The organism is Halobacillus sp. B23F22_1 (genome assembly GCF_043497005.1).
In the GTDB taxonomy this organism is placed as follows: Bacteria; Bacillota; Bacilli; order Bacillales; family Halobacillaceae; genus Halobacillus_A.
On record NZ_JBIEKE010000002.1, the window covers coordinates 1289424 to 1302281 of the forward strand.

Below are 12858 nucleotides of genomic sequence, written 5' to 3' on the forward strand. Positions count from 1 at the left end.
AAAAAGGGTTTTAGGAAACGACGAGACTCCTATGGGAGATACGAATAAGGTGTGACCCCGGAAGGCTGATAAAGCCTGAGGAGGCACACCATTCGCCCATGGAAAGGGAGTCGTTTCCTAAAACCCTTTCCTCTTGCTAACGCCAGAATTGTTTACACTAACTAAAGTTTCTCCCCAAGCTGAAAAAATCCGCCCCTATCTGGAGGCGGATTTTTCTGTTTAGTTAGGTTTGATCTCCACGCTGGGTATTTAAATTTTGCGCGAAGCGGTCAATAATGATCGCCAGGATTACAATTCCAAGTCCTGCGACAAAGCCCGTTCCTACATCGGCACGCTGAAGACCAGTAATTACGGTCTGCCCTAACCCTTTAGCACCGATCATAGAAGCAATAACTACCATCGATAACGAAAGCATAACAGTCTGGTTAATACCAGCCATGATAGTCTTCTTAGCCATAGGCAGCTGTACTTTAAATAACTTTTGAGTCCCAGTCGTCCCAAAAGCATCTGACGCTTCAATAAGTTCATGAGACACTTGTCTAATGCCCAAGTTTGTAAATCGAACAGTCGGTGGTGTTGCAAAAATAACGGAAGCAAATACGCCTGGCACCATCCCGATACTAAAGAAAGCAACGGCTGGAATCAAATAAACAAAAGCCGGCATAGTCTGCATGAAATCGAGTACGGGGGTAAGAAGCTGCTCCACGGGTTTACTTTTCGCCATCCATATCCCAAAAGGGACACCTATAATGACTGAAATTAAACTAGCGAATATGACGAGAGTAAATGTGTTCATTAACTCAGACCATAGTTCTTGGTTTTGGATAAACCATAAACCCACTATAGAAAAAACGGGTAAACCAAAGCGTTTCTTGGATACGAAAAAGGCCAGTACGGCTACGACCGTAATAAATAACCAAATAGGAATAGACATCAATACCGTCTCAGCAAAAAACTCAATAAAATCTCCAAAATCATCTTTAATAAAATTAAATATACCGCTAAACGTAACTTTAATCCAATCCGTGGCATTAGAGATCCACTCTGCCACTGGAAGTTTAGGCATTAGTTCCATTCAGGTTCACCTCATTTCCAGCTAATGCTGCAATAACAGCACCGCGTACAATAATACCAACTAACTTTTCATCTTCGACAACGGCAATAGGTACAGGAGAATCATGGATAATTGTGAAAATTTCATTCATGGCTGTATCTTTTTGTACTTTTGGAACATCTGTACGTAAGATTGATTTCAACTCTTTAATTTCCTGCTTAGCCGCTTCTGATACATCATCAGCCGTTACATAGCCGTACAGCTTTCGTTTTGCATCTGTTACGTAAATACTTGATAGCCCTTCTTTACGCATTCTTTCGAGCGCGGTCCTAGGACCATGCTTTTCAACGTCTACTGTTTCTGGTCGTTTCATAACATTTTCGGCAGTAAGAACTTTCGCTCGATCAACATCTTCTACGAATTTCTCAACGTACTCGTTGGCTGGATTTACTAAAATTTCTTCCGGTGTTCCTATTTGTACGATACGACCATCTTTCATAAGGGCGATACGATCGCCTATTCGAAGAGCTTCATCTAAGTCGTGCGTAATAAAGAGAATCGTTTTTCTCATAGATTCTTGGAGTTCGAGAAGTTCATCTTGCATCTCTTTACGAATTAATGGATCCAAGGCAGAGAAAGCTTCATCCATGAGCAGTACTTCTGGATCGTTGGCTAATGCACGCGCTAGTCCAACACGCTGCTGCATTCCCCCTGAGAGCTGTCCAGGATATTGGTGAATGTATCCGCCTAATCCGACCATCTCAAGCGATTCCTGTGCTTTCTTTTTCCTTTCCTGCTTGTCTAACCCTTGGACTTCCAGCCCAAATTCTGCATTTTCAAGAACTGTACGATGAGGAAAAAGTCCAAAGCGCTGAAAAACCATACTCAGCTTTTGACGACGTACATTCCGTAACGATTTACTGTCCATCTTGGCTAAGTCTTTTCCGTCAATCATGACGCTTCCTTCTGTGGGGTCGATTAACCGATTAATGAGTCGAACTAACGTCGATTTACCGCTTCCGGAAAGACCCATAATAACGAAGATTTCTCCTTCTTCTACATTAAATGAGGCACGGTTTACCCCCACCGTGTTACCTGTTTTTTCTAAAATTTCATCTTTGGAAAGACCATCATCCAAATATTTTGTGGCTTTTTTAGCGTTCCTTCCAAAAATCTTAGATAAGTTTTTTACTTCTATAATTGGCACTGCAGTCACCTCTTCTTGTTAGCATTCATTTGGAGTATTTTCACGATCATCAACACACCTTATACACTGTAACCTATTTGTAACATAAAGTTCAAACCATAAATTCTATCAATTAAGTTTAAAAATAACATACAGTTTAAACTGTACAGAATTAAGAAGCATATTTCTTTTGTTTTCCTCTTATTTTCTCTAGATTCCGCCCAAATATCCCAGTTTTCTAAATTTGCCAAATATAGTAATGTGTGAATAGCTAAACGAGAAGGAGGATCTTATGGGATTTCAACAAAACCAAACACTAGAAAATATACATACATCGGTCATCCACGAATTTTCAAAAACACTTGAATTGTTTGGACTGACCCCCTCAGATTCCCGACTTTTTACCAGCCTTTATTTGCATGCGAAACCTATGACATTAGATGAATTAAGTGAAGCATTAGGAAAGAGTAAAACCGCTATAAGTACTGGTGTGCGAAGTCTTATAGACCAGGGTCTTGTAGAGAGAGTGTGGAAGAAAGGAGTTCGCAAAGACCTTTATAAATCCAACGATCAGCTTTATAAAAAGTTTATGTTCTCTTACGTTCAACGCTGGATTGATGCAGCATCAACACAGAGAAAAACGTTACAAAGTATAAAACAAGAACTTTCAAATGAGGATACAAGCAGCGAGCTTGTGGATGAACGATTGGCACAAATGATTGAATTTCATAAACAAATCTCAAATTCCTTTGAAAAATTCTTTAAATCCAACTAATCTCACCTGTTATATCAAACTTTTCCTTATCAGATAATTTAAAATATTTTATAAATATAATATAGTAGAACATTATATCTTGAAAAAAAAATAATATCTACTAGAATAAGGAGTAAGTAATAGTTTTCGAGGAACCTATTATCATTTCTGCTTTGAGGGAATTCGACGATGCTCTACGAACGAACTTAAACCCTAGAAAAGGTGAGATGTATGAAGGATAAAATTTCCAAGCAGGATGCGATTTTTTATAGCCATAAAATGGCACAGTTGTCTAAAGCACTCTGGAAAGCTATCGAGAAAGATTGGCAGGACTGGATTAAACCCTTTAAGTTAAATATAAATGAGCATCATATCCTTTGGATTGCTTATCATTTAAAAGGGGCTAGTATTTCGGAGATCTCCAAGTATGGCGTGATGCACGTTTCAACCGCTTTTAATTTCTCAAAGAAACTAGAAGAGCGAGGGCTGCTTCAATTTTCTAAGCGGGAGAATGATAAAAGAAATACGTATATTGAATTAACGGAAAAAGGCACAGATTTATTAGAGGAAACACTAAAGGAATACGAGCCGAATAATAATTCTGTACTACGTGGCGTACTCCCGATGACAGAAATGTACGGAAAACTTCCGGAATTTTTAGATTTGTCAGCATTAATTAAAGAAATTTATGGTGACGAATACATGGAAATTCTAGAACGATCCCTCGAAAACATTGAAGATGAAACAGACCTTTTGGATAACCCTGCGCACATTGAAGCTTACAAAACTACAACAAGCAAATCATCTTAAACCACAACCCCTTCTCTATGAGAAGGGTTTTTTTGTATAATGACCTCACATATGGTTCCTGAAAAATTCCTTCTTTGTCCATAGCTGTAACCGTTTGGTCGACAGGATGCTTCGTTGTCATTATTTCGGCAAAATGAATGAATAAGTGGCTGTAGTTAATATCCCTCTTCTTCCTCAGATGTATATAAACAACGCTGAAAACTTTTGTTCTACGACCATTTTTGTAAAAGGAACTGGTCTAATCCTTCTAAATTTAAAAGTAATTGTATGTAAATAGACAAGTTTTCTGAACGGTCATTTTTCGACACATTCCCCCTCTCCTTATCCGTTCATGAACATTGATCTCATGCATGTTTAAGCTTCTTAAAAAAACTACTTATTTTTTTACGAAAAACCTATTGCTTTTTCCCCCGAAACATACTATCATTCATCTAGTGTTCGAAGTCGGCAGCACTGCCTATCATACTCGAAAATATACTATATTTCACAGTATTTTTACAGCAAAGGGGGATTCTAAGATGAATTGCTGGAAAACAGTAAACATCAACAAGGAATTCGGGCTCAACCGTGTCTATCTTATGTCGTTGTTAACAGGACTGATGTCCTTTCTATTTTTATATTTACCATTTTCCATTATGCATGGGACACAAGATGTCAAGGACCACGGATTCCTTCCATTGGTAGTCATCTTATTGTTCCTCCCGTCGATCCATCGTTTAATGCATATACTGCCGCTGTTGTTAGCGTATAAAAAAGTGAAAGTGCACTTTGCCGTTGTTAACCGAATAACACCAACATTCTCATATCAATGCAAGTCAAAGTTATCTAAAAGAACTTCCATTCTTATGGCTATGGCACCGACATTTTTTATTACAACACCGGCGCTTATGATGAGTTTCGTATTTCCGGGTTATTTCGCTTATCTCGTGATTCTTGCCTCAGTAAATATCGGATTGTCGTTTAGCGACTTCCTTTATTTAAATCAATTTATGAGAGCGCCTCGTCAGTGTGTCATCGAAAATGCCAAGGATGGTTATGATATACTCATACGCAATCAAGAAATTTAAAAAACACAGAGCTCGATTTCATGAGCTCTGTGTTTTTTATTTAAGGTTTTCTTCTGTTCAATAAGTGGAATATTTGATAAAGTAGTTTCATAGGGAATAAAGGAGGTTTTCACAATCGTTGCAATATTGTTTGTCATCTATGGACTCATCGTTCTTTTCATATTCAATTCTCTTACACATTCCTTATGTTTAAAAACAAAAATGTCTAGTGAAAAACAATCACGAGTATTTCGAACGATCAATATACTCCTAACAATTTTGTTGATTTCATCCTACGTAGATGTAATCAACCATATGTAGGCGACAGGCTATGCTTTATACATAGCCTGTTTGTCATTTCATCTTATAGCCAAGCTGCACCTACGATGATGAGTAGAATAAACAATACTACGATTAACGCAAAGCCTCCACCATATCCGTAACCCATATCTTCACCCCCATGCTTAAGACATAACACATAATATGCCTTCTGCTCTTAATTCGAATGGGCAGCCACCTACCCAATTTCCTATTTTTTTAATACATATAGAACCGATAATGAAAAATATGTTATATTAGTTTATGGACTACGAGAAACTTCCATGGCTGAATCCTATTCCGATGAAAGAGATTTATTCCCTGCGACTGAGCCTTTAGAATTTCTACGTCCACATATCATAAATCCATCATATGCTTGAGGAGTGTACCAATTGAAAAAGAATAAAAGAATACTTACTGCTATACTTGCTTCAGGTTTAATTGTGTTATCCGCTTGTTCTGAAGAAGATGATACTGAAGCTGTAGTCGAAACAAATGGCGGAGACGTAACCAAAGAAGAATTTTATGAGGAATTGAAAAAGGCTTCTGGGGAAGAAGTACTTCAGCAACTTGTCTTAAATAAAGTATTAGCTGATAACTATGAAATCTCAGATGAAGACGTAGAAAAAGAACTAGAAGGTCTTAAAGAACAATATGGAGAACAATTTGATATGGTTCTTCAACAGAGTGGTTTTTCAGATGAAGATGAATTTAAAGAAACAATTCGTCTAAGTCTACTACAAGAGCAGGCAGCTGCTGAAAATGTAGATATTTCTGAAGAAGAAATGCAATCCTATTACGAGCGTATGAAAACTGAAGTAGAAGCTAGTCATATCCTGGTTGAAGATGAAGAAACAGCAAATGAAGTAAAAGAAAAGCTGGATGACGGGGAAGAATTTGCTGACCTGGCTAGTGAATACTCGACAGATGGTTCAGCTGAGCAAGGCGGAGAACTGGGCTACTTTGGGCCTGGTACCATGGATTCTGATTTTGAAGATGCAGCCTATGAACTGGAAGTCGATGAAGTCAGTGATCCAGTACAAACCCAGTTTGGATACCATATTATAAAAGTGACGGACAAGCGTGAAGTAGAGGACGTAGATTCTTTTGAAGATTCCAAGGATGAAATTAAACGCACGCTTGTTAGTCAAAAGGTTGACCAGCAAGAATTGCAAAACCAAATGAACCAGCTGCTGGAAGATGCAGAGGTCGATGTGAAAATAGAAGAATATGAAGATCTATTTGAACAGCCGGAAGCTCCTGTTGAAGACCCAGAAGCAGAAGTGCCAGAAGAAGATGCAGAAGAACCCGCAGAAGACTCAGAAGAATAGTAATAGAAAGAGCAAGGCAGACATCTAGTGTCTACCTTGCTCTTTGTCTTAATTGATCATTCTGTTTACTTCGTTTCTCTCTTTCTTCTTCCATTCGACTTAAGTAGACTCTTCCTTCCTTTTCAATAAATTGCTGTTCTACCTTCTGCTCTGCTTTCATCGCCCGATAGGCCATATAACCACTAAGAAAAATAAATATAATACAAAGAAACACCCATACTGGAAGCCCTAAAATCATGTTGTTTCCTCCCTGTCCATTCTTTTATAAATAAGTTTATGAACAAGCCGTCCAGGTTATGACGAACAATTAGGAATCCTCAAACGATGGTTTATAGAACGACCTTTGATCGAGAGCGTAGATTCTCTCCGTAAAATCCCCTGGGTTTACCTTTTTTAACGCACGGTTTAACATATTCATCTGGGCATCGATCATGTCAATCTGATGCAGAAGCTCTGCCTCACGAACCAAAGGTGGTTTCGGGCTCCCCCATTCTGCTTTTCCATGGTGGCTTAAAATCATATGCTGAAGAATTGTAATTTCTTCACTATCTATCTGTAATTCATTAGCTGCACTCCTTATTTCCTCTACCATAATGGGAATATGGCCGACCAGCTTTCCTTCTAGTGTATAGGATGGTGAACTGGCATTAGATAACTCTTTAATTTTGCCTAAGTCATGCAATATAATCCCGGCATAAAATAAATCAGCATTAATATCCGGGTACAGATTTTTTAACTGTTGAGCGATGTTTAACATGGAAACGATATGGTGAGCAAGACCAGAGACATATTCATGGTGATTTCTAACAGCAGCTGGATACGTCAGTAAGTCTTCCTGGTAATGCTTTACAAAATGTCGTGTTACTCGCTGAATATTAGGATTCTTCATTTCAAAAATGACTTCTGTCACTTTTTCCATTAAGTCCTCTTTATTTACTGGTGCTCTTTCAACGAAATCCGCTGCTTGTACCCCATCGGTCGGCTGCACCGGTCGAATGCTTTGTATTTTCAATTGGGCACGATTTCTAAATTGCCCCACTTCTCCTACTACCTTAACAAGCTCTCCAGGCGTAAACAGCCCTTCATCCTCGGGAGTGGCTTCCCACAGTTTCGCATCAATCTCTCCCGTCGTATCTTTTAAAAATAATGAAAGAAACGGCTTGCCATTACTCGCTACTCCTTTATTTGCAGTTTTAATAAGTAAGAAATGATCAAACGTTTCCCCAATTTGATAGTTGGCGATTCCTTTTTTCATAAACTCGACTCCCCTCTTCCCATTGTAAAAAAGACCGTCCCTACATCAATCCCACACCATTTTGGCTGGGAAAGAATAAGAACAGTCCTTTCTTCATTCATTTCTCTTACGGCGATTCTGTTCAATCTTAGGAACGTACTCAAAAATTTCGCCGGATTCGACGACGTGAATAAACCGCATAAGCCATCGGTAGTAATCCTGGGCATATAAAAGACGTTCGATGTCGGAATCAATCTTCTGCCTTAATTCATCATCCGTTGTCTGTTCCTTTAAGTTGTTCAGTTCATAAATCGTCTCATCGGCTTCTTCAATATTGGTTTCTGTATGATGTTTCCATCGGCTTCCAAACAATGAAGTGAATGATTTATACCAGTCTTCCTCCGATTTGTATAGATCTTTACGCACTCCTTTTTTAAAAGAAGGCTCAACCATCTTCATGTCAGATAAGGCACGGACGCCAGTGGACATGCTTGTTTTGCTCATCTCAAGAGCTTCACGCATATCATCTAAAGTCATCGGATCCTCAGCAAAGTAAAGCACTCCGTACAGCCGTCCAATGGAAGGCGTAACCCCGTATAAATTCATATTTTTTGCAATTACTTGAATAAATTGCTCAATTGTATTTTGGTATTTTTCCCACTCTTGATTATGTTGTTGTTCTGTCAAAGGGTCACCCTCCATTCCATCAGTCGTTTTAATCTTAAAACATTTTATCATTAATAGGATAGGTTTGCGACCCTATCATTTAGATAGCTGAAATAAATTTACAGTCCCTTGATCCACATGATGGGCGATATCGTCTCTCCACGTAAATAATAAGATTTGGTTGTTCATTGACAGCTCCTGAATAATCTGCAGCATAATAGAAAGTCTTGCTTCGTCAAAATGGACAAAGCCATCATCCACGAGGAACGGGATGGCTGCATGCTCTGAAAAAGTTTTAGCTAATGCTAATCGTAAACATACATACAGCTGATCTGCTGTTCCGCGGGAAAGTTCAACTGTTGAAAAATAAAACCCATTTCTATCTTGAACCATCATTTTCTGCTGATCTCTATCAAGTTGAAGATTTTTATATCTCCCTAAAGTGACCTGATCAAAGTAGCCTTGAGCTGCTTCAAATACAAGCGGGAGGTATTGGTTTTGATACTTCTCTTTCGTTTTGGACAATACGTCCAGTGCTATTTTGTAGCTTGCCCACTCTTTTGCTCGTTCATTAAAGCGGGTTCGATCCAGTTCGAACTGATGAGTAAGATTGGAAAGTTCATCCGAGCTTTCCAGATGATTCTTTTTGTGTTCGTAATCAGCACGTTCCTGCTGGAGTTGTTTTATCAACGCCTGAGAGTCGTCCAACTCTTTTTGTTGCTTTTCGATTTCAAAAGCAATGTCAGCGTCAGTGGGAGGTAAAGTCCACACGTGAAAACGTTCCTGCTCGTTTACCGTAAGCATAATTTGAATTTGCTGCTTTATCTGCTTTTTCTTTTCGACCTGATGCTGTCGCTCTTCATAACGATCAAGGTGTTCATAGAATTCTGATACATTTAAAACCCCGACAGCGTCGAACAACTCACTCTGCTGGTCACGAAGGGGGGCAATTTCCTCTTCCAATCGATGCTGCTGCTTCTCTAATAAATGCACCTCTTGTTTAAGGTGAACCATTTCATCTAACAATTGTTTTTGTTCATTCAAAAACTTTTCAATTACCAAAAATTTCTCCTCTATGGTTTTGTCCTTATGTTCCCACTTTTGTTCTGTTAAAAACCTGCTTACCTTCTCTTCAATTTCTCCCATTTTTTGAGAGTGTGTTTCAAACTCTTCTTCCCAATTAGAAATCTCTCGCTGCTTATCTTTTAGTTGTTTCAGCAAATGATAAAGCTTTTCCCAGTGATGAAGTTTCAAGGACTCTAAAAATGGATAATCTCTTATTTGTTCCTTCCATCGTTTCTGAAAAACTTTTTTCATCTGTTCCAGTTGTTCTCTGCGATCAATTAATCGATTGTGTCTTTGCTCCTGTTCTTTTCTCTGTTCGTGAAGGTAAACGGCTTCTCCTTTGGCTTGTTCAAATTGCTGAAGCTCTTGTCTCGCTTTCATGTACATTTCTTTTGTAATGAAAGAGGATGACCCGGTTTCCTCTTCAGTCGGACGCTGTGTTTTATCAAGCAAAAGGACACCAATTGCAAAAATTAACGCTACGACGGATGGTATAAACTGAGAAGTTACTAGCGATAGCACAATACCTCCTAAGAATAACAGGGCAGCCAAACCATACGTCCGTTTCGAATCTATAGAGGGACTAGCTCGCTTTGATGGAGAAGCGTTCGAGTGGATGTAAAGGTCAACTAGTTCTGAATGTTCAACCGCTTCCTCCTCACCAATTGTCATATTTCTTAAATTCTTCAACTGGTGAAGCGTTTGGTCTTCTTGTTTTCCTAAGTTTTCTACTTCCTGTTTCAATTGTGATTCTTCTTGAACTAACTGCTGATCTTCTTCTCTTAGTGCCCGCCAAGTCTCCTCAAGGTAAAAAGGAAATTCAAAATCGAAAAGATCATTTTTTTGGATAGGTAAATCGATACGATTCATTTCTTGCTCCATTTCCTCATTCGCCCTGCGTATTTGAAGTTCGAGCCGTGTCGCTTCTTTCTCATGCTGCTGATAAGATAACTTCTCTTCAAGGAGCGACTGAAGTTGGTTCTGAGGAAGAGGAAGCAAATCTTCCTCAATTGTCGTTAAACGCTCTTGCTTATTCAGCTTGTTCTCACGCACCGTTCTCCATTCACTTTGAAGAGGTAACAGCGCATCCTGATATTGCCGCATGGACAACCGAGCATTTTCGGGAACAAAGTCCTCTTCTTCTTCAATCACCAGCTGATGATATTGCTGGACAACCGGCAGGGCTTTCTTCATTTGCTGATAACTAAAATATAAACGACTTAGCTTTTCTCTTTTTATTTCCGCTTCCTCAATGTCCTCATTGAGCTTCTTTAACCTCTCTAAAATAAGCTGATAATCGCCGACTTCCTTCTCCATGTTGTTTCGCTTTAACGCTGTTTTTTCTAAATGAAGTAACTCCTGGTTAAGCTTAGGATTTCTTCCTTTAGGTTTAAACTGCTCATTAAGTTCTTTCTCTAGCTTTTTCTCGGTTTGATAAATTTGGTCTGAGCCTGTTAATCCTATGTTTAAAAGAACCTCTCCAATTTCTTCGCTTGTCAGTTGCTGAAGTTTACTTAACTCTTCTGCGTTAAAGCTGTAAATCGATTGGTAAGCTGACTTAGAAAGACCTCCCAAAGTCTTCTTAAGAAATGCTTCGCCTCTTTTATCCCCATTCGAAAGCCAGCAGACGGCTTCTCCTTGATCTCGATCATCCATTCGCTCAATAATGACTTCTCCATATGCTTCCGAATAAATAGTTAATCGCCCGCCTATCGTACCACCAGTTTTCGGTTGATAAAAAGCTCTTTTTCTAGGGGGCAATCCGAATAAAATAAACAAAATGAACTGTTGAAGCGTTGACTTACCCGCTTCATTAGCTCCAGTAATTACGGTAAGAGGATGGGTCGATAAGTGTATGGTATGGTCTTTCCACTTCCCAAACCCGTAAATATGTAACGAAATAATCTTCATTTACTCCTCCTCCCCTGCCACGATCTCTTGAAGCACCATTTCTTTTGCTGCTTCTATCATTTCCTTTTTCTCTGTATCAGATAATTGATCTAACCATTTAGAAGCTCTACGATGAGAGAACAAAGGTGCTATAATGTCATAGAATTCATCCTCTGTCATATCGTCCAAACTCCTTAAAAATTCACCAGCAAAATGACTGCTGTTTCTTAATTCTTCTTCATTCCAAGTAGAAACGTCTTCCAATTGAATTTGATCAATCCAAACCCAGGAGTCATCGAGCGGTTCTCGATCGTTAACAAGCTCCCTCCACTCATCTACCAGCCCTGCTGCTCTCCATTTTTTTAATATTCCTTGACTGCTTTTAATTTTCACTTTCAGCATCACCGCACCGTCACAAGTAACCATGGCTTTAGCATCTTCTAATACTTGTTCAAGTTGCTGCACATCGTTTATGGAATCACATTCTAGAGTTACTTGCTCGTAAGTAAAACTGTGAAGAGGGAGAAACTGATAGCTAAACGCCTCTCCTTTCCCTTCCACCAAATAACAACCTTTTTCTCCACTCTCTTTATGCGAACGTCCTTGAATATTACCAGGGTAAATGACAGGAGGGTCATCCGATAGAATTTGGCGCTTATGGATGTGACCAAGCGCCCAATAATCTATAGAAGTTTGATACAAGTCCTGCATGGAGAAAGGAGCATATACATCATGGTCAGTCTGTGTCTCGAGACTTCCATGCAGCATGCCAATATGAAATGCGGCATCTCCTTCTTTTATAAAAAAAGGAGTCATCTTTCTCGTTATGGCTCTCTGTTCATAGCTGAATCCATAAATGTTAGCGAGCAACGCATGATCTTTATAAAAAGGGAGCACCTTTACTTCTTCTTCTTCAAAAATATGTACATTCTCTGGATACTGAATTGGGTAATGAGCCCCCATTATATAATCATGATTTCCATAGCTGATATACACTTGAATTCCATATTGATGTAAGCGGTCAAATCCTTCTCTCAGCTTCACCTGCGCCTTTAAACTTCGCGTTTCTTCGTTAAATAAGTCACCTACTAACAAAACAAAATCAACCTTATGATGAATTGCTTGTTGAATAAGGCGTTCATAAGCTTTAAAGGTAGAAGTGCGCAGTTTTTCTTTCAATTGATCCGGAAGCTGATTTTTTCCTTTGAAAGGGCTGTCTAAATGTAAGTCTGCGCTATGAATAAACTTTATTGCTTGCAATGTAACTTCCCCTTTTTATTTATAGTTTAGCACGAGGGAAGCTTCAGTGAACATCATACGAACGTACGATCCTTTTTCAAAGGGTGACTGATTTCCCTTACCAAGGATAGTGGAAGGAGGTGCGGGAAACCACTCGAAAATGCAGCTGTTTAATATATATACCAAAAATAGATCACACGGCCGTATCTAAGCCCATCCTATCAAAAAAACTTCCTTCCCCATGTTTGTGGAGAAGGAAGTCAGC

13 protein-coding genes are annotated in these 12858 nt (G+C 39.0%); 5 read left to right on the top strand and 8 right to left on the bottom strand.

Annotated elements, in window-relative coordinates:
- Positions 1–223 precede the first annotated feature (223 nt).
- Both ACGTNH_RS14390 and ACGTNH_RS14395 read right to left on the bottom strand, forming a co-directional pair.
- A complete protein-coding gene (locus tag ACGTNH_RS14390; protein WP_394587569.1) occupies positions 224–1075 on the bottom strand; it encodes an ABC transporter permease in 852 nt (283 codons plus the stop codon).
- Positions 1059–2261 (bottom strand): quaternary amine ABC transporter ATP-binding protein, encoded by a 1203-nt coding sequence (locus ACGTNH_RS14395; RefSeq protein ID WP_394587570.1) that lies wholly within the window; start codon positions 2259–2261, stop codon positions 1059–1061. Before ACGTNH_RS14395 ends, ACGTNH_RS14390 begins: the two co-directional genes overlap by 17 nt.
- Positions 2262–2532: 271 nt before the next feature.
- Between ACGTNH_RS14395 and ACGTNH_RS14400 the strand changes: the two genes are divergently transcribed.
- From ACGTNH_RS14400 to ACGTNH_RS14415, 4 genes are all read left to right on the top strand, one after another.
- Entirely contained in the window at positions 2533–3015 is a 483-nt protein-coding gene (locus ACGTNH_RS14400) for a GbsR/MarR family transcriptional regulator (RefSeq protein WP_394587571.1), read from the top strand.
- A 210-nt stretch (positions 3016–3225) separates the two neighbouring features.
- A complete protein-coding gene (locus ACGTNH_RS14405; protein WP_394587572.1) occupies positions 3226–3804 on the top strand; it encodes an HTH-type transcriptional regulator Hpr in 579 nt (192 codons plus the stop codon).
- Positions 3805–4322: 518 nt separating this feature from the next.
- A complete protein-coding gene (locus ACGTNH_RS14410) occupies positions 4323–4871 on the top strand; it encodes a DUF3267 domain-containing protein (RefSeq protein WP_394587573.1) in 549 nt (182 codons plus the stop codon).
- 114 nt (positions 4872–4985) lie between these two features.
- Positions 4986–5171, top strand: a complete 186-nt coding sequence (locus ACGTNH_RS14415; protein WP_229734965.1) for a hypothetical protein — start codon at positions 4986–4988, stop codon at positions 5169–5171.
- A gap of 43 nt (positions 5172–5214) precedes the next feature.
- Here the strand turns inward: ACGTNH_RS14415 and ACGTNH_RS14420 are convergent, their stop codons facing one another.
- A complete protein-coding gene (locus ACGTNH_RS14420) occupies positions 5215–5298 on the bottom strand; it encodes a YjcZ family sporulation protein (RefSeq protein ID WP_101844812.1) in 84 nt (27 codons plus the stop codon).
- 262 nt (positions 5299–5560) lie between these two features.
- On the opposite strand from ACGTNH_RS14420, the gene ACGTNH_RS14425 reads away from it, so the two are divergent.
- On the top strand, positions 5561–6499 hold the full coding sequence (locus ACGTNH_RS14425) for a peptidylprolyl isomerase (RefSeq protein WP_394587574.1): 939 nt from the start codon (positions 5561–5563) through the stop codon (positions 6497–6499).
- Between the two features lie 31 nt (positions 6500–6530).
- Here ACGTNH_RS14425 and ACGTNH_RS14430 read toward each other — a convergent pair whose 3' ends face one another.
- The 5 genes from ACGTNH_RS14430 to ACGTNH_RS14450 form a co-directional block, all read right to left on the bottom strand.
- Entirely contained in the window at positions 6531–6737 is a 207-nt protein-coding gene (locus ACGTNH_RS14430) for a sporulation YhaL family protein (RefSeq protein WP_394587575.1), read from the bottom strand.
- Positions 6738–6806: 69 nt separating this feature from the next.
- Entirely contained in the window at positions 6807–7754 is a 948-nt protein-coding gene (gene yhaM, locus ACGTNH_RS14435) for a 3'-5' exoribonuclease YhaM (protein WP_394587576.1), read from the bottom strand.
- A gap of 93 nt (positions 7755–7847) precedes the next feature.
- Complete coding sequence (locus ACGTNH_RS14440; RefSeq protein WP_394587577.1) at positions 7848–8420, bottom strand: GbsR/MarR family transcriptional regulator; 573 nt, start codon at positions 8418–8420, stop codon at positions 7848–7850.
- Positions 8421–8495: 75 nt separating this feature from the next.
- Positions 8496–11375: an AAA family ATPase gene (locus tag ACGTNH_RS14445; protein ID WP_394587578.1), complete on the bottom strand. Its 2880-nt coding sequence runs from the start codon at positions 11373–11375 to the stop codon at positions 8496–8498.
- The gene (locus ACGTNH_RS14450) at positions 11376–12614 is read right to left on the bottom strand and encodes a metallophosphoesterase family protein (RefSeq protein ID WP_394587579.1); all 1239 of its coding nucleotides are present in this window, start codon (positions 12612–12614) and stop codon (positions 11376–11378) included.
- Positions 12615–12858 lie beyond the last annotated feature (244 nt).

What these genes read in the sequence shown, in the direction of transcription:
- ACGTNH_RS14405 (WP_394587572.1), top strand. Translation starts at nt 3,226, where the DNA reads ATGAAGGATAAAATTTCCAAGCAGGATGCGATTTTTTATAGCCATAAA.
- ACGTNH_RS14390 (WP_394587569.1), bottom strand. Translation starts at nt 1,075, where the DNA reads ATGGAACTAATGCCTAAACTTCCAGTGGCAGAGTGGATCTCTAATGCC.
- ACGTNH_RS14410 (WP_394587573.1), top strand. Translation starts at nt 4,323, where the DNA reads ATGAATTGCTGGAAAACAGTAAACATCAACAAGGAATTCGGGCTCAAC.
- ACGTNH_RS14430 (WP_394587575.1), bottom strand. Translation starts at nt 6,737, where the DNA reads ATGATTTTAGGGCTTCCAGTATGGGTGTTTCTTTGTATTATATTTATT.
- ACGTNH_RS14445 (WP_394587578.1), bottom strand. Translation starts at nt 11,375, where the DNA reads ATGAAGATTATTTCGTTACATATTTACGGGTTTGGGAAGTGGAAAGAC.
- ACGTNH_RS14420 (WP_101844812.1), bottom strand. Translation starts at nt 5,298, where the DNA reads ATGGGTTACGGATATGGTGGAGGCTTTGCGTTAATCGTAGTATTGTTT.
- ACGTNH_RS14400 (WP_394587571.1), top strand. Translation starts at nt 2,533, where the DNA reads ATGGGATTTCAACAAAACCAAACACTAGAAAATATACATACATCGGTC.
- yhaM (WP_394587576.1), bottom strand. Translation starts at nt 7,754, where the DNA reads ATGAAAAAAGGAATCGCCAACTATCAAATTGGGGAAACGTTTGATCAT.